Source organism: Streptomyces sp. NPDC054872 (genome assembly GCF_053610705.1).
The window spans coordinates 285,212-302,066 of the sequence record NZ_JBSGYY010000004.1; the positions used below are offsets into that span (position 1 = coordinate 285,212).

The following is a 16,855-nucleotide window of genomic DNA, read 5'->3' on the forward strand; positions in this document are numbered from 1 at the left end:
GCCCCGAGGTCTTCCGGCCTGTAACCCCAACCGAACCGCTCACCGTAAGACCGCTCGCACGGACGCGTCCGGTTCGACACGCCGGTAAAACTCCACTTTTGTGTGGTTATCGGCTCGTTCGCATCTGAACCTGCCAGAGCCAGATCACCCACGACCTGGAGGGCGCTGTGCGGCCGGAGGGCTACGACTACGACACCCACAGCACACTCGCCGGACCGCTCACGGAGCCGGACGGCGGAGACAGCGGCAGCGGCGAAGGCGGCCGCTATCGGGTGCAGTACAACAAGCTTCTCTCCAGTGAGCCCCACCGAATACGAGCCGTCATCCTGATGACGCTCGCCCCCGTCCTCACCGGTCTCCTCCTCGTCTACCTCGTGTGGCCGAGCCACTGGACGGAACGCGAGGGCGCCGACAGCTGGCTCATCGGCCTCGACATCACGATGCTCGTGGCCATCGGCCTGATCGAGCTCTTCATGCTCGTCAACGTCGTGTCCATCGCCCACGCGACCATGGTGGCGAGGGACCCGATCCCGGTCACCCCCGAACCCGGCACCCGCGTCGCGTTCCTCACGACGTACGTCCCGGGCAAGGAACCCCTCAGCATGGTCCGCGCCACCCTCGAGGGCGCGAAGGACATACGCCACACCGGCCCCCTCGACGTATGGCTCCTGGACGAGGGGGACGACGAGGACGCCAAGGCCCTCTGCGTCGAACTCGACGTACGTCACTTCACCCGCAAAGGCGTGCCCGAGTGGAACCGCGAGAAGGGCGTCCACAAGGCCCGCACCAAGCACGGCAACTACAACGCCTGGCTCGCGATGCACGGCGGCGACTACGACTTCTTCGCCTCCGTGGACACCGACCACGTGCCGCTCCCCAACTTCCTGGAGCGGATGATGGGCTACTTCCGGGACGAGGACGTCGCCTTCGTCGTCGGACCGCAGGTGTACGGGAACTACGACAGCCCCGTCACCAAGGCCGCCGAATCCCAGCAGTTCCTCTTCCACGCCCTGATCCAGCGCGCGGGCAACCGCTACCGCGCACCCATGTTCGTCGGCACCAACAACGTCGTACGCATCCAGGCGCTCCGCCAGGTCGGCGGCCTGTACGACTCCATCACCGAGGACATGGCGACCGGCTTCGAGCTGCACCGGCACAAGAACCCCGTCACCAGGCGCCACTGGCGGTCGGTCTACACACCGGACGTGCTCGCCGTCGGCGAGGGACCCGCCTCCTGGACGGACTTCTTCACCCAGCAGATGCGCTGGTCGCGCGGGACGTACGAGACGCTGTTCAAGCAGTACTGGAAGGCACCGTTCACGATGCCGCCCGGCCGTCTCTTCTCGTACACGATGATGCTCGTCTACTACCCCATGACGGCCATCAACTGGCTGCTCGGTGTGCTGAGCTGTGTCCTCTTCCTCTGGTTCGGCGCGTCCGGCACGCAGGTCGCCGCCTCCGTCTGGCTGATGCTCTACAGCGACGCGGCCGCCCTCCAGGTGGGCCTCTATCTGTGGAACCGCCGCCACAACGTCTCCCCGCACGAACCGGCCGGCTCCGGAGGCCTCGCCGGGATGGGGATGTCCGCCCTCTCCGCACCCATCTACGCCAAGTCGCTCGGCGCCGCCGTCGTGCGCCGCCCGAGCCGCTTCGTGGTCACGCCCAAGGGCGGTGACGCGAGCCCCGACCGGCTGCTCACCTTCCGCATCCACCTCTTCTGGGCGGCGGTGCTCACCAGCTCACTGGTGGCGTCCTTCGTGCTCGGCCACACCCACGCGGCCATGCGCACCTGGGCCGTCCTCGCCCTGGTTATCTCGCTGGCCCCCGTCACGATCTGGTGCTTCACGCTGCTCAAGGAGCGCAGGGCGAGCGAGGGGCGCAAGGAGGCCCGCGCGCGGGCCCGGCAGCGCGGCAGGCAGGACGCGGAAGCCATCGGCACCGCGGCCGCGGACGGCGAGCCGGAGCCGGCGTTCGCCACCGGTACGACCACAGGAGGGAACTGACCCATGGCATACCGGCCCTCTCAGCGGACGAAGAAGACACTCCTGGGTGTCGGGGCGGGCGCCCTGCTCGTCGGGCTCAACGCACCGGCGGCGCTCTCCTTCGCCGAGGAGCAGTACTACGAGTACAAGATCGCCCAGCCCGGCTACAAGGCCAAGTACGGCTCCTGGAAGCAGATCGGCATCCCCGAGGAGTTCCGCACCAACGCCATCCACGCCGCTCTCCTGCACACCGGCAAGGTCCTGATCGTCGCGGGTTCCGGGAACGAGCAGAAGAAGTTCGACAAGGGCGCCTTCGACACGATCCTCTGGGACCCGCGGAACGACACCTTCAAGAAGGTCAGGACCCCGGAGGACTTCTTCTGCTCGGGCCACGCCCAACTCCCCGACGGGCGGCTCCTGGTGGCGGGCGGCACGGCGCGCTACGAACTCCTCGACGGCGAGATCAACCGGGCCGGCGGCGGTATGCGCGTCAAGAACGAGAACCCCGACAAGGCCATCGTCCTCAAGAAGGGCACGCGGTTCCGCTCCCCTTCGGGCATCGAGTACGTGAGCAAGTTCGACGTCCAGGTGCCCAAGGCCAAGCGGGACTACGAGATCACGTACACCAAGTCCGGTGTGATGAAGCCCTGGAAGACGACGGTCAAGGCGAGCGAGGCGCGCGTCTTCGTGGAGGCCGCCCGGGAGGGCGAGGAGTTCGCCACGCAGAAGTCGGCGCAGTACGAGATCGAGGGCCTCACCGGCAAGGAGGCGGACAACGCGTACGGGATCGCCGAGAAGATCACCATGGACAAGCAGGACTTCCAGGGGATCAAGGCAGCGTACGAGTTCGACCCGAAGGCCGAGAAGTACGTCCCCGTGGAGCCGATGGAGAAGGCCCGCTGGTACCCCACGCTCGTCGGTCTCGACGACGGCAAGGTGCTCGCGGTCTCCGGCCTCGACGACGTGGGCAAGATCGACCCGGGCGACAACGAGATCTACGACCCGAAGACGAAGAAGTGGACCAACGGCCCCAAACGCTACTTCCCGACCTACCCGGCGCTCTTCCTCACCAAGGGCGGCAAGCTCTTCTACCCGGCGTCGAACGCGGGCTACGGCCCCGCCGACCAGGGCCGTGAGCCCGGCCTCTGGGACCTGAAGACCAACAAGTTCGAGAAGATCCCCGGCCTCGTCGACCTCGACCAGACCGAGACGTCCGCGTCCCTCCTGCTGCCCCCGGCGCAGGACCAGAAGGTGATGATCCTGGGCGGCGGAGGCGTCGGCGAGTCCGACAAGGCGACCCGGCGCACGGCCGTGGTGGACCTCAAGGAGAAGCGCCCCGCGTTCCGGACGGGCCCCGAACTCCCGCAGGGCACGCGCTACTTGAACAGCGTGATCCTGCCGGACGACTCGGTCTTCACGGCCAACGGCTCCAAGGACTACCGGGGGCGCGGCGCGAGCAACATCCTCAAGGCTCAGTTCTACGACCCCAAGTCGAACAGCTTCCGGGAGGCGGCGTCCCCGAAGGTGGGCCGCAACTACCACTCCGAGGCGCTGCTCCTGCCCGACGGACGGGTCGTCACCTTCGGCTCCGACCCGCTCTACGACAACCAGCAGAACACCAAGCTCGGCCACTTCGAGCAGCGCATGGAGGTCTTCACGCCGCCCGCCCTGCACAAGGCGGGCAACAACCGCCCGGTCCTCGGCGAGGGCCCGGAGGAACTGGCGGCGGACGGCCGCGCGACGTTCCGTACGAAGAGCCCCGGGAAGATCGCCTCGGCCCGTCTGATGCGCCCCAGCGCGGTGACGCACACGACGGACGTCGAGCAGCGGTCGATCGCGCTCGGCCTCACCAAGGGCAAGGGTGAGGTGACGGTGGAGGTGCCCAGGGGCGACACCGCGCTGGTGCCGCCGGGCTGGTACATGCTCTTCGTGACGGACCGGGACGGCACGTCGTCAGAGGCGAAGTGGATCCACGTGGGCGGCAAGTAGCCGTGTGAGCCGCGGTCAGGTGGCCTTGGCGTTGCGCGCGAGACCGAGCGCGTAGTCGGGCCACCACTGGCCCGCCGCCGGGCCGCCCCGGCACGGTCCGTCCGAGTCGCCGGGCCGCTTGATCCACAGGACCGCGTCGAGCAGCGCGTCACCGGTCTTGTCCGTGGGCGGGGTGCCCAGACCGCGCCCCGGCGGGTTGCACCAGGCGTCCTCACGGTCGCCGGCGAGCGGGCCCTTGCCGTTGCGGCTGGTGTCCATCACGAAGTGCTTGCCGCCGACGATCCCCGAGAGGCCGCGGCCGTACGCCTTGATGGTGTCGTCGTCCTGGAAGTTCGACACGTTCAGCGAGAAGCCGTCCGCCTGCGCGATCCCCGCCTGCTGGAGCGGCTCGGCGAGCTTGCCCGCCTCGGAGATCCAGCCGGGGTTGCCCGCGTCCAGGTAGACCTTCACCCGGGGCTGTTGCTTGAGCCGCTGGATGGCGTCGGAGAGCAGTTGGTAGCGCTCGGCGTGGTACTCGGCGGGGGTGCAGCCGTCCACGATGTGCGGGATCGCGTCCGGTTCGAGGATGACGACGGCCGGCCGGTCGCCGATGGCCCCCGCGAACTTGTCGATCCACTGCCCGTAGAACTCCGGGCTGTGCGCGCCGCCCGCGGAGTGCTGGCCGCAGTCGCGGTGCGGGATGTTGTACGCGACGAGTACGGCGGTGCGATCGCCCTGCGCGGCGCCGTCGACGGCCGCCTTGATGTCCGGGGCCGGGTCGTCGCCCGCGGGCCACACGGCCATGGGCTGCTCGGAGATCCGTTTGAGCGCGGCGGCGTCCTGGGTGCGGCCCTCCTGCTCCCACTGCCTGACCTGCCGGGCGGCGGCGCTCTGCGGGTCGACCCAGAAGGTGCTCTGCCGGGCCTTCTCGGTGCCCGCGGGGGAGGCGCCGGCCTCGGTGGCCGCCCGCTCCTCGCCCTTCGGGCCGGATTCTGAGGAGCACCCTGCCGTGAGCCCGAGGGCCGTGAGGGCCGTGAGTGCGGTGAACGTGCGGAGCAGCCGGTACATCCAGCCCCCTATGGGCGACGGTGACCGGGCAATCGTTACATAACGGACCAATCGCCCCTGGTTACGACACCGGGGCGGGCCTCAGATGCCTCCGCCGCCCGCCAGCGCGATGCCGAGCGGAGTGCGTTCGTACAGCACCTGGTGCCCGTACCGCCGCGAGACCAGCAGCCCCGCGCCGCGCAGGGCGCCGAGGTGCGCGGACACGGACGAGGGGGCGAGCCCCAGGCGGTGCGCCAGGGCCGAGGTGGTGGCGGGGTCGTCGAGTGCGGCGAGTACGGCGGCCCTGCCCCGCCCCAGGAGCCGTACGAGCGCTTCGGCGGTGTGCTCGCCGGGCTCGGTCCAGAGCCCGGCGAGGCCGCGCGCGGGGTAGACCAGGGTCGGCTGCCAGGGCGGTTCGTGGCCGCCCACCACGTCGGGCCAGGCGAAGACGCTGGGCATCAGGACGAGACCCTGACCGGCCAGATGCCGCACGTGGTCGTCCCGCCTGGCGACGGTCAGCGTGCCCGCGTCCCAAGTGAATCGCGGGTCGAGTTCGGCGACGAGGGCGCCGAGGCCGACCTCCGCGAGCCGCCGCGAGTGGAAGGCGACGTCCGCCTCGAGGAGCGCCCGGAGCCGGGGCCAGTCCGGCTCGACCAGGGTGTGCCAGGCGGCCTCCATGGCATCGGCCAACTCCCGTACCGCGCGCACCGGATCGGCGAGCAGCGCGCGCCCCCGCGGGGACTCGACGGCCCCCGCGGTGCCGGCAAGGGCCCGTGCCAGTTCCTCCCGCGCGGCCTCGGGGTCGGCCGCGCGCACGGCCGCGATCTCCTCGTCGAAGGTGGCGGCGGGGCCGATGGGGGGAGGGCCGATGAAGTCCGGGGTGTAGCCGCGCGCCGGCATCAGGAGCCACAGGGCCTGCAGTTCGAGCCCGGCGCTCGCCCCGCGGATCCGCCGCAGCCACCGCGGGTGGTAGCCGTGCCGGTCGGGTCGCTTCAGGGTGCGCACGGCCTCCTGCGTCTCCCACAGCGGCGACACGGCGAACCGGCACCGCAGGAGGTCGTCGGGGCCGAAGTGCAGCCGGTTCGGCACGTGCTCACCCCCATGTTTCGCCTGGAACCCTGTTCCGCCTGGAACCATGATTCGCCTGGAACCGAAACTCTAGGGCGCGGGGCACGCGCGCGTGCAGGGTGCGGGCATGCCCGAAGAGAACCCGACCGCCCCCGAACCCACCGCCCCCGAACCCACCGGCTACCTCCGCCTCTTCACGATCCGCGAGTTCCGTGCCGTCTTCCTCGCCCACGCGCTCTCGCTGCTCGGCGTGGTCGTCAGCGAGGTCGCGCTGACCGTGCTCGTGTACGGGCTCACCGGCTCACCGCTGCTCGGTGCGCTCACCTTCGCGCTCGGGATGCTGCCCTACCTCGTGGGCGGGACGCTGCTGTCCGGGATCGCCGACCGGTATCCGCCGCGCCGGGTGCTCGTGCTGTGCGACGTGGTGTGTGCCGGTTGCGCGGCGCTCATGGCCCTGCCCGCCACACCCGTCTACGCCCTGCTCGCGCTGCGGTGCGTCATCGCCCTCGTGTCGCCGGTGTTCAACGGGACGCGGATGGCCACCCTCACCGACATCCTCGGGGACGGTGACCTGTTCATCCTCGGGCGCTCCCTGCTCCGGATCGTCTCGCAGAGCTCCGTGCTCGTCGGGTTCGGACTCGGCGGCGTCCTGCTCACCGTCGTGTCGCCGCGCGGGGCGCTCCTCATCACCGTTTGTACGTTCGCCGCCTCGGCGCTGCTCCTGCGCTGCGGGACCAGGCGCAGGCCCGCGCGCGGGGGCGGCGGCTCGGCCCTGGTGAAGTACTCGCTCAGCGGCGCCGGGCAGGTGCTCGGCGACCGGCGGATCAGGGCGCTGCTGCTCCTGCTCTGGGCGCCGCCGATGTTCATGGTCGCCCCCGAGGCGCTGGCCGCTCCGTACGCCGATCAGATCGGGGTCACGGTCGCGGGCGTCGGACTCCTGATGTGCGCGCTGCCGGTCGGCACGATCGCCGCGGAGCTGTACGCGGGCTCCCTGCTCTCCGCTACCTCACGTGCCCGCGTCGCCCTGCCGCTGGCGTCCGTCACGCTACTGCCGCTCACGGTGTACGTGGTCACGCCGGGCCTCCTGTGGGCGATGCTCGCCCTCGTGCTCGCCGGCGCCGGGTCGGCGTACACGCTGGGTGTCGACCGGTGGTTCGTCGACGCCGTCCCCGAGGAGCTGCGCGGGCGGGCCATGACCGTGCACACGGCGGGGCTCATGACGATCCAGGGCGTCGGGATGGCGCTCGCCGGGCTCGCGGCGGAGTTCTTCGCGGTGAGCACCGTCGTCGCGGCGTCGGGCGTGCTCGGCACGGTCTGCTGCCTCGCCCTGGCGGCCGAGGTGCGCGCCACGCGTCGTACGGCCGACGGCGAACCCGCCAACCTACGGGAACAGACGACCGAATCGCGAGACGGGGCTGACCACCATGTGACCGGCGGGTAAGGTCTTTGGCGTGCCGAAGCCGCTCAGCCTCCCCTTCGATCCCATCGCCCGCGCCGACGAGCTCTGGAAGCAGCGCTGGGGATCCGTTCCGGCCATGGGCGCGATCACCTCGATCATGCGGGCGCACCAGATCCTGCTCGGCGAGGTCGACGCGGTCGTCAAGCCCTACGGACTTACCTTCGCGCGGTACGAGGCACTGGTTCTGCTCACGTTCTCGCAGGCGGGCGAGTTGCCGATGTCCAAGATCGGCGAGCGGCTCATGGTCCACCCGACGTCCGTCACCAACACCGTCGACCGGCTCGTCAAGTCCGGCCTCGTCGACAAGCGCCCCAACCCGAACGACGGGCGCGGCACCCTCGCCTCCATCACGGAGAAGGGCCGCGAGGTCGTCGAGGCGGCCACCCGCGAGCTGATGGCCATGGACTTCGGGCTCGGGGTGTACGACGCCGAGGAGTGCGCGGAGATCTTCGCGATGCTGCGGCCCCTGCGGGTCGCCGCCGAGGACTTCGAGGAGCAGTAGAACCCCGGGTTCCGTTCGTGCCGGGGCCGCCCGAAGATCGCGCAAAACGGGCCGATACGCTCGTGGGCATGAAGCGATCCGTGCTGACCCGATACCGGGTGATGGCCTACGTCACCGCCGTCATGTTGCTCGTGCTGTGCGCCTGCATGATTTTCAAGTACGGCTTCGACAAGGGCGAGGGCCTGACGCTGGTCGTCTCGCAGGTCCACGGCGTCCTCTACATCATCTACCTGATCTTCGCCTTCGACCTGGGCTCCAAGGCGAAGTGGCCGTTCGGCAAGCTCCTGTGGGTGCTGGTCTCCGGCACCATCCCGACGGCCGCGTTCTTCGTCGAGCGCAAGGTCGCGCGTGAGGTCGAGCCGCTGATCGTCGACGGTTCCCCGGCCACCGCGAAGGCGTAGCCCCACAGCCCGGAACGGGGTCACGGACATGCCCGTGGCCCCCGCAGTGGAGCAGCCGATGCCGTAGCGCCTCGACATTTACTAGGACGTCCAAGTAAATTCGAGGGTATGGACGCTGACGCCATCGAGGAGGGCCGCCGTCGCTGGCAGGCCCGGTACGACACCGCGAAGAAGCGCGACGCGGATTTCACCACGCTCTCCGGTGACCCGGTCGAGCCGGTCTACGGGCCCCGGCCCGGGGACGCCTATGAGGGATTCGAGCGGATCGGGTGGCCCGGCGAATACCCCTTCACCCGCGGACTGCACGCCACCGGCTACCGCGGCCGGACCTGGACCATCCGCCAGTTCGCAGGATTCGGCAACGCCGAGCAGACGAACGAGCGCTACAAGATGATCCTGGCCAACGGCGGCGGCGGTCTCTCCGTGGCCTTCGACATGCCGACGCTGATGGGCCGCGACTCCGACGAGCCCCAGTCCCTCGGCGAGGTCGGGCACTGCGGGGTCGCCATCGACTCGGCCGCCGACATGGAGGTCCTGTTCCAGGACATCCCGCTCGGTGACGTCACGACGTCGATGACGATCTCCGGGCCCGCCGTCCCCGTCTTCTGCATGTACCTGGTCGCCGCCGAACGGCAGGGCATCGACCCGGCCGTCCTGAACGGCACGCTCCAGACGGACATCTTCAAGGAGTACATCGCGCAGAAGGAGTGGCTCTTCCAGCCCGAGCCGCATCTGCGCCTCATCGGCGACCTGATGGAGCACTGCGCGCGCGACATCCCCGCGTACAAGCCCCTCTCGGTCTCCGGCTATCACATCCGCGAGGCCGGGGCGACGGCCGCGCAGGAGCTCGCGTACACCCTCGCGGACGGCTTCGGGTACGTCGAGCTGGGCCTGAGCCGGGGCATGGACGTGGACGTCTTCGCGCCCGGGCTCAGCTTCTTCTTCGACGCACACCTGGACTTCTTCGAGGAGATCGCCAAGTTCCGCGCCGCCCGCCGCATCTGGGCCCGCTGGATGCGGGACGTGTACGGCGCGCAGACGGACAAGGCCCAGTGGCTGCGTTTCCACACGCAGACCGCGGGTGTCTCGCTGACGGCCCAGCAGCCCTACAACAACGTCGTGCGCACCGCGGTCGAGGCCCTCTCCGCGGTCCTCGGCGGCACGAACTCCCTGCACACGAACGCCCTCGACGAGACGCTCGCGCTGCCCAGCGAACAGGCCGCCGAGATCGCGCTGCGCACGCAGCAGGTGCTCATGGAGGAGACCGGGGTCGCCAATGTGGCGGACCCGCTGGGTGGCTCCTGGTACGTGGAGCAGCTCACCGACCGCATCGAGGCCGACGCCGAGAAGATCTTCGAGCAGATCAAGGAGCGGGGGCGCCGCGCCCACCCGGACGGACAGCACCCGATCGGGCCGATCACCTCGGGCATCCTGCGGGGCATAGAGGACGGCTGGTTCACCGGTGAGATCGCCGAGTCGGCGTTCCAGTACCAGCAGTCCCTGGAGAAGGGCGACAAGCGCGTCGTGGGCGTGAACGTCCACCACGGCTCCGTCACCGGCGACCTGGAGATCCTGCGGGTCTCTCACGAGGTCGAGCGGGAGCAGGTCAAGGTCCTCGGCGCGCGGCGCTCGGCGCGGGACGACGCGCGGGTCCGGGCCTCGCTCGACGCGATGGTTGCGGCTGCGCGGGACGGGTCGAACATGATCGGGCCCATGCTGGAGGCGGTCCGTGCGGAGGCCACCCTCGGGGAAATCTGCAATGCCCTGCGGGACGAGTGGGGGATCTATACCGAGCCGCCGGGGTTCTAGTTCCGGAACCTGTGGTGCGTGGGGACCTGCGGGCCCGTTGTGGCTGGTCGCGCAGTTCCCCGCGCCCCTACGGGCGCTCCTCGAAACTCGTCCGAAAAATGTGGGTGTCAGTTGCACGCGGCTGGGTAGGCGCCGCCCGTCCACCCGCCCTGCCCCTGGAGTCACCCTGTGTCACCCGTGAGCCTGCCCGGCCCCACCCGTACCGCCGTGATCGCCATCGGAGCGGCGACGCTCACGCTGCTCGGCGCGCTGACGGTGTACGGCTCCGGAGAGGTGAGCGCGAGCCCGCCCGCCGAGCCGAAGGTCCAGGACACCTTCGACTCGCTGGGCCCCGACGTGCACGCGGCGAAGCTCTCGAACGGCCGGACGGCTCACTACTCCGACACCGGGAACAAGAAGGGCAAGCCCGTCCTGTTCATAGGCGGCACCGGCACGAGCGCCCGCGCGGCGCACATGACGGACTTCTTCCGCACGACCCGCGAGGACCTGGGGCTTCGCCTCATCTCCGTCGAGCGCAACGGCTTCGGCGACACGGAGTACGACGAGAAGCTCGGCAAGGCCGACTTCGCCGACGACACCCTCGAAGTGCTCGACAAGCTCGGTGTGGACGACGTGAGCGTGATCGCCATCTCCGGCGGCGGCCCGTACGCCGCGGAGCTCGCCGGGCGCGCCCCCGAGCGGATCTCGGCCCTGCACCTCGCGGCCGCCCTGCCGCCCTACGGCACGAAGCCCGCGTACTGCTCGATGTCCGACGACGAGCTCGCCGGCACCGTGAAGGACTCCATCAAGGACCCGCGCAAGTGGTGGGCCTTCCCGGACGACAGCCCCGTGAAGTCGATACCGGGCTTCGCCGACACGGCGTACGAGGAAGGCGCGCGCACCTACAACCAGCGCGGCCAGCAGGCGGACCCCGCGCCGCAGGTGCACGAGCAGAAGCTGTACTGCGGGCGGCCGGGCCCCGATCTCGCGAAGCTCGACGCCCCCGTCTACCTCTACGGCGGCAAGAAGGACACGACCGTGCCGCCGGCCACCCTCACGACCTGGCAGGACGAGCTGCCGGGCAAGGCGAAGGTGCGTACGTACGCGGACTCCGGGCACGACGTGCAGTACCGCCACTGGGACCAGATCCTGGTCGACCTGGCGGGACACGGCGACCGCACGGTCATCTGCCGCGGCAAGGGCACCCGCGTCATCCCCGCCGACGAGGCCGACCGGCTGCTCGCCAAGGGCAAGGCCACGCTGGGCAGCTGCGCCTGGAAGAACGACTAGCCGGACGGCGCGTGATCAGCCCGGCAGCGTCAGCCTGAACAGGGCGCCCCCGCCCGGCGCCCTCTCCGCCACGAGTTCCGCTCCGTGCGCGTGGGCGATCTGGCGGGCCATCGCGAGACCGAGGCCCGAGCCCGGCAGGGCGCGGGCCTTCTCGGCGCGGTAGAAGCGGTCGAAGACGTACGGCAGGTCCTCCTCCGCGATGCCGGGGCCGTGGTCGCGGACCGTCAGGGCGGCGGGGGAGAGGGAGATCTCCACGGGCGTGCCCGGCGGGCTGAACTTGGCCGCGTTGTCCAGGAGGTTGGTGACGAGGCGGGAGAGGCGCGCCGGAACGCCGGGGATGCTCACGTCGTCGGCGTCGGGCGCCACCTGGAGCGTGAACGGCACCTGCGGCCAGTGGCCGCGGGCCGCGTCCACGACATGGGCGACCAGGGGAGCGAGCCGCACTTCCTCCAGGAGGGGCTGCGGCTCCTCGTCGCGGGCCAGTTCGATCAGGTCGTTGACCATGCCGGTGACCTCACGGAGCTGGCGGGTAAGGGCGCCGGACGCCCTGTCGCGCTGGGCGTCGGTCAACCGGTCCGCGCGGGCGAGGAGTTCGGCGTTCGTGCGCAGCGCTGTCAGCGGTGTACGCAGCTCGTGCGAGGCGTCGGCGACCAGGCGCCGTTGGGCGGTGACCGACTTCTCCAGCTCGGCCAGCATCGCGTTGAACGAGGCCGCGAGCCGGGTCACCTCGTCCTCGCGGCCCGGCGGCCCCGGCGGCAGCTCGATCCGGTGGCGGGCGTCACGGGTCGCCGCGATGCGCTCGGCCGTGGCGGTGAGGCGGGCGACCGGGGCGAGGCCGGTGCGCGAGACCCAGTAGCCGCCGAGCCCCGACAGGAGCACTCCGGCGCCGCCCACCGCGGAGAGCAGCCCGGCGGCCTGCCGCACCCCGCGCTCGGCGATGTCGGCGCGCAGGGCGACCTGGACTGCGTCGCCCTTGCCGTAGGTGGTGGTGAACATCCGCGTCGGCCTCCCCTGGAAGGTGAGGCTCGTGTAGTACGGACCCGCCTCGCCGGCCGCGACCTTCCGGGTGGACTCGGCCACCGGCAGCAGATACGGCTTCGACGGGTCGTCCGAGGGGTCGGCGGGGACGATCTGCGAGCAGGCGGGGGAGCCCAGATAGCGGCACTCGCCCGTGACCACGCCCGGCTCGTTGTCGAAGTTCCGCTGCTGCGAGATGAGGCTCGCCGACTGGGCGAGGTTCTGGTCTAGCTGCTGGTAGAGCTTGTAGCGGATGACGAGGAACGCGGCCACGCACACCCCGACCGCGACAAGGGCGACGGCCGCCGCCGCGGCGAGCGCGAGCCGGTTGCGCAACGGGCGCCTGCGCCGCCACCGGGCGCCGAGCCTGCGCCGGGCGCTCATGGGCTGCCCAGCCGGTAGCCGACGCCGTGCACGGTGTGCACGAGCCGCGGTTCGCCGCCCGACTCCAGCTTGCGGCGCAGGTAACCGACGTACACCGCAAGGGAGTTGGAGTCGGGGCCGAAGTCGCGCCCCCAGACCGACTCCTGGATGAGTTCACGCGGGAGCACCTGCCCGGCGTTGCGCAGGAGCAGTTCGAGCAGGGCGGCCTCGGTGCGGCTGAACTCGACCGTCCGGTGACCGCGGCGGCCGGTGCGGGTCGACGGGTCGAGCACCAGATCGCCGTACGCGAGGTCGTCCGCATCGGTGGTCGCGTGCGGCTCCGGGGCGGAGCGGCGCAGCAGGGCACGCACGCGGGCGACCAGCTCGTCCAGGGCGAAGGGCTTCACCAAGTAGTCGTCGGCGCCCGCGTCGAGGCCGTCCACGCGTTCGCTGACGGAGCCGAGGGCGGTGAGGACCAGGACGGGGGTGCGGTCGCCGAGGGCGCGCATCTGACGGCAGACGGCGAGGCCGTCGAGGACGGGCATCAGCACGTCCAGGACCACGAGGTCCGGCTCCCAACGGGCCACCGCCGACAGCGCGCGCTGTCCGTCCGCGGCGCCGCGCACCAGGTGGCCCTCGACGCTGAGGCCGTCCTCGACCGCCGCACGGACCTCGGGGTCGTCGTCGACCACGAGGATCTTGGCGGGCGGCGGGCCGCCGCCGGTCACGGGTGGGCCCGGCCTGCTCGTGAAGCTCATGGACCCAAGGTGCCAAACGCGGCTCTTAAAACCCTCTTAGACCTGCTCGTGATGCTCCATTGCCATGCGAACACCCGATATGCGATCTCCCGATGCGCGATCTTCCGAGGCAGGGGCCCGTGCTGACGGGCGTGCCCCTCTCTCCGTCGTCATCGGCGCGGGCGGCACCGGTGGACACATCTATCCCGGGCTCGCCCTCGCCGACGCCCTGCGCCGTGCGGTGCCGGGCGCGGTCGTCTCCTTCGTCGGCACCGAACGGGGCCTGGAGACCCGGCTGATACCGGAGGCCGGATACCGCCTCCACACCGTCGACATGATTCCGTTCGACCCCTCGCTCGGCGCCAAGCGGTTCCTGCTGCCCGCCGCCCTGGTGAAGTCCGGCGCACAGTGCCGGGCGATCCTGCGGGAGCAGGGCGCGCAGGTGGCCGTCGGGATGGGCGGCTACCCGAGCGCCCCCGTCATCGTCGGCGCCAGGATGGCGGGCCTTCCGAGCCTCATCCACGAGTCCAACGCCGTCCCCGGCCGCGCCAACCGTTTCGCGGCCCGCCTCACCCCGAACATCGCCGTCGCCTTCGACCGCAGCCGGGAGCATCTGCCGGGCGGCGAGCGCGCGTACACCACCGGGATGCCCATCGCGGGGCCGCTCGCCACGCTCGACCGGCAGGCGCTGCGGGCCGAGGCCCGCAAGGAGTACGGGGTGCCGGACACGGCCCGCCTGCTGCTCTTCAACGGCGGCAGTCTCGGCGCCGCCCGGCTGACCGAGGCGGCCGTCGGGCTCGCGGCGCGCTGGCGGCACCGCGCCGACGTACAGCTCCTGATCAAGACGGGGCCCGCCGCGCTCGACGAGACCCGGCGGCGTCTGACGGAGGCGGGCGTGGAGGCGACCGCCCGCGCCGTGCCCTACCTCGACCGGATGGACCTCGCGTACGCGGCGGCCGATCTGGTGGTCTGCCGCGCCGGTTCGGCGACCGTCGCCGAGCTCGCCGCCACCGGGGTGCCCGCCGTCCTCGTCCCCTATCCGCACGCGCCCGGCGACCACCAGACCCACAACGCGCGCGTCCTGTCCGACGCGGGCGCGGGGCTGCTGCTGCCCGACGGCGAGACGACGGCCGAGCGGCTCGCGGAGCTCGTCGGGCCGCTGCTCGCCGATCCGGCGCGGCTCGCCGCGATGAGCGGGGCGGCCGATCCGGGCCCGCACGCGCGGGCCGCGGAGCTGCTGGCCGAACGCGTCATTCAACTCACCCACCACACATCCCACTTGGAGTACGCATGAGCAGCATCGACGCCCCCTTCAGCTGGACCGGCCGCACGGTCCTCGTCACCGGCGCCGAGGGCTTCATCGGCTCGACGCTCGTCGACCTGCTCCTGGAACAGGGCGCGCGGGTCCGCGCCTTCGTGCACTACAAGCCGTACGCGGAGAAGGGCCACCTCGCGCATCTCCTCGGGGACCCCCGGGTCGAGATGCTCGCCGGAGACGTCCGGGACGCGGGCCGTGTGATGGACGCCGTCGAGGGCTGCGACACGGTCTTCCACCTGGCCGCGCTGATCGGGATCCCGTACTCGTACGACTCACCGGGGGCGTACGTCCAGACGAACGTCGTCGGCACGGAGAACGTGGCCGAGGCGTGCAGGCGCCACGCCGTGCGGCGGCTGGTCCACACCTCCACGAGCGAGGTGTACGGGACGGCGCTGACGGCGCCCATCAGCGAGGACCACCCCCTCCAGCCCCAGTCCCCGTACTCCGCCTCGAAGATCGGCGCCGACATGATGGCGCTCTCGCACTGGCACGCGTTCGAACTGCCGGTGACGGTCGTGCGCCCCTTCAACACCTACGGCCCGCGGCAGTCGGCCCGCGCGGTGATCCCCACGATCCTCGCCCAACTGCACGCCGGCGCCCGGGAGATCAAGCTCGGCTCGCTCACGCCCACCCGCGACTTCACGTACGTGACGGACACCGCGCGGGGCTTCATGGCCCTGGCGCGGTGCGATGCGGCCCTGGGGCACGCGGTGAACCTCGGCGTGGGCCGGGAGATCTCCGTCGGGGACCTGGCCCATGCGCTGATCGAGGCGTCCGGGCGCGATGCGGAGGTGGTCGTGGACCCGTCCCGGCTGCGCCCGTCGGGCAGCGAGGTCCAGCGGCTCCTGTCGGACAACTCACGGGCGATGCGGTGGGCGGGCTGGACCCCGGAGGTCTCCCTGCAGGAGGGCCTGAAGCGGACCTCGGAGTGGGTCGCCGAGAACCTCCGCCTCTTCGCCCCGGACCGCTACCAGGTCTGACCCGTGGCCGCCGCGAGCCCGCCGAGCAGGAGCAGGGTGAAGCGGCGGGCCCAGGCCTCGTCGACGGGCTCCGCGCTGACCAGGGCCCGGTGCACCACCGCGCCCGCGATCACGTCGAAGATGAGGTCGGCGGTCCGGCCCGCCTCGGCGGGGTCGGGTTCCGGGGGGAGCTCACCGCGCTCCTGCGCCCGCTTGCGTCCCGCGAGGACCAAGCGCTTCTGGCGGTCCACGATCGACGTGCGGATGCGCTCCCGCAGCGGCTCGTCCGACGTCGACTCGGCCACCACCGCCATCAGCGCGGTCTTCGTCTCGGGGCGGCCGAGCAGCGCCGCGAACTGGAGCACCACGCCCTCGATGTCCGCGGCCAGGCTGCCGCGGTCCGGCAGTTCCAGCTCGTCGAACAGCTCCGCCACCGCGTCCACGACCAGCTCGCTCTTGCCCGCCCAGCGCCGGTACAGCGTCGTCTTGGCGACGCCCGCACGCGTGGCGACGTCTCCCAGGGTCAGCTTGGACCAGCCGAGCTCGACCAGGGCCTGGCGGGTCGACTCCAGGATCGCGGTGTCCGCCGCGGCGTTGCGGGGTCGGCCACCGGTGCGGGCGGGTGAGGGGACGCGGCTCTGCATCCCGCGACCATACCGGCCAGTACGGAATCGGTCGGAGCGTGGGCGAGTGAGCCAGATCACCGAAGTTCTCGCAGGTCCGCCGTCCACACGACGCCGCATGGCAGTTACGCTACGACTCGTAGCGAAAGAGAAGTGGGCGAGATGAACGGCAACTCCTCGGCGCCCACTTTCTTTCGCGGCGAATGAACGGCGACAAACCACAGCGACAACCAGAGCGGCACGCACCGGTGCAGGGTGGGGACCCTGCGCCACAACCATCGGTCCTCCTCGGGACCTTGGCGCCACGACCGTCCACGGCCCCGCAATCCGGCG

The 16,855-nt window shown here is 71.1% G+C and carries 14 protein-coding genes; 9 read left to right on the plus strand and 5 right to left on the minus strand.

Annotation, left to right across the window (positions count from 1 at the left end):
- Nucleotides 1-167 precede the first annotated feature (167 nt).
- Entirely contained in the window at nucleotides 168-2,003 is a 1,836-nt protein-coding gene (locus ACWGIH_RS07185; RefSeq protein WP_453449934.1) for a glycosyltransferase family 2 protein, read from the plus strand.
- Nucleotides 2,004-2,006: 3 nt separating this feature from the next.
- Entirely contained in the window at nucleotides 2,007-3,971 is a 1,965-nt protein-coding gene (locus ACWGIH_RS07190) for a galactose oxidase-like domain-containing protein (RefSeq protein WP_453449935.1), read from the plus strand.
- A gap of 15 nt (nucleotides 3,972-3,986) precedes the next feature.
- Here ACWGIH_RS07190 and ACWGIH_RS07195 read toward each other — a convergent pair whose 3' ends face one another.
- Nucleotides 3,987-5,018, minus strand: coding sequence for a glycoside hydrolase family 6 protein (locus ACWGIH_RS07195; protein WP_453449936.1), 1,032 nt, complete (start codon nucleotides 5,016-5,018; stop codon nucleotides 3,987-3,989).
- An 81-nt stretch (nucleotides 5,019-5,099) separates the two neighbouring features.
- Nucleotides 5,100-6,086 (minus strand): DUF5937 family protein, encoded by a 987-nt coding sequence (locus tag ACWGIH_RS07200; RefSeq protein WP_453449937.1) that lies wholly within the window; start codon nucleotides 6,084-6,086, stop codon nucleotides 5,100-5,102.
- 106 nt (nucleotides 6,087-6,192) lie between these two features.
- Between ACWGIH_RS07200 and ACWGIH_RS07205 the strand changes: the two genes are divergently transcribed.
- The 5 genes from ACWGIH_RS07205 (at nucleotide 6,193) to ACWGIH_RS07225 (ending at nucleotide 11,505) form a co-directional block, all read left to right on the plus strand.
- Nucleotides 6,193-7,506, plus strand: coding sequence for an MFS transporter (locus ACWGIH_RS07205; protein WP_453449938.1), 1,314 nt, complete (start codon nucleotides 6,193-6,195; stop codon nucleotides 7,504-7,506).
- A gap of 10 nt (nucleotides 7,507-7,516) precedes the next feature.
- Entirely contained in the window at nucleotides 7,517-8,026 is a 510-nt protein-coding gene (locus tag ACWGIH_RS07210; RefSeq protein WP_363308244.1) for a MarR family winged helix-turn-helix transcriptional regulator, read from the plus strand.
- 68 nt (nucleotides 8,027-8,094) lie between these two features.
- On the plus strand, nucleotides 8,095-8,427 hold the full coding sequence (locus tag ACWGIH_RS07215; RefSeq protein WP_453449939.1) for a DUF3817 domain-containing protein: 333 nt from the start codon (nucleotides 8,095-8,097) through the stop codon (nucleotides 8,425-8,427).
- A 108-nt stretch (nucleotides 8,428-8,535) separates the two neighbouring features.
- A complete protein-coding gene (locus tag ACWGIH_RS07220; RefSeq protein ID WP_453449940.1) occupies nucleotides 8,536-10,236 on the plus strand; it encodes an acyl-CoA mutase large subunit family protein in 1,701 nt (566 codons plus the stop codon).
- A gap of 168 nt (nucleotides 10,237-10,404) precedes the next feature.
- Nucleotides 10,405-11,505, plus strand: coding sequence for an alpha/beta fold hydrolase (locus ACWGIH_RS07225; RefSeq protein ID WP_453449941.1), 1,101 nt, complete (start codon nucleotides 10,405-10,407; stop codon nucleotides 11,503-11,505).
- 15 nt (nucleotides 11,506-11,520) lie between these two features.
- Here ACWGIH_RS07225 and ACWGIH_RS07230 read toward each other — a convergent pair whose 3' ends face one another.
- Together ACWGIH_RS07230 and ACWGIH_RS07235 are read right to left on the minus strand one after the other, a co-directional pair.
- Nucleotides 11,521-12,906: a sensor histidine kinase gene (locus ACWGIH_RS07230; RefSeq protein ID WP_453449943.1), complete on the minus strand. Its 1,386-nt coding sequence runs from the start codon at nucleotides 12,904-12,906 to the stop codon at nucleotides 11,521-11,523.
- Nucleotides 12,903-13,643: a response regulator transcription factor gene (locus ACWGIH_RS07235; RefSeq protein ID WP_453449944.1), complete on the minus strand. Its 741-nt coding sequence runs from the start codon at nucleotides 13,641-13,643 to the stop codon at nucleotides 12,903-12,905. The genes ACWGIH_RS07230 and ACWGIH_RS07235 overlap by 4 nt, the downstream gene beginning before the upstream one ends.
- 79 nt (nucleotides 13,644-13,722) lie before the next feature.
- On the opposite strand from ACWGIH_RS07235, the gene murG reads away from it, so the two are divergent.
- Both murG and ACWGIH_RS07245 read left to right on the plus strand, forming a co-directional pair.
- The gene (gene murG / locus ACWGIH_RS07240; protein ID WP_453449945.1) at nucleotides 13,723-14,916 is read left to right on the plus strand and encodes an undecaprenyldiphospho-muramoylpentapeptide beta-N-acetylglucosaminyltransferase; all 1,194 of its coding nucleotides are present in this window, start codon (nucleotides 13,723-13,725) and stop codon (nucleotides 14,914-14,916) included.
- Nucleotides 14,913-15,920: an SDR family NAD(P)-dependent oxidoreductase gene (locus ACWGIH_RS07245; RefSeq protein ID WP_453449946.1), complete on the plus strand. Its 1,008-nt coding sequence runs from the start codon at nucleotides 14,913-14,915 to the stop codon at nucleotides 15,918-15,920. Before murG ends, ACWGIH_RS07245 begins: the two co-directional genes overlap by 4 nt.
- Here ACWGIH_RS07245 and ACWGIH_RS07250 read toward each other — a convergent pair.
- Complete coding sequence (locus ACWGIH_RS07250; RefSeq protein WP_453449947.1) at nucleotides 15,908-16,543, minus strand: TetR/AcrR family transcriptional regulator; 636 nt, start codon at nucleotides 16,541-16,543, stop codon at nucleotides 15,908-15,910. The genes ACWGIH_RS07245 and ACWGIH_RS07250 overlap by 13 nt on opposite strands.
- Nucleotides 16,544-16,855 lie beyond the last annotated feature (312 nt).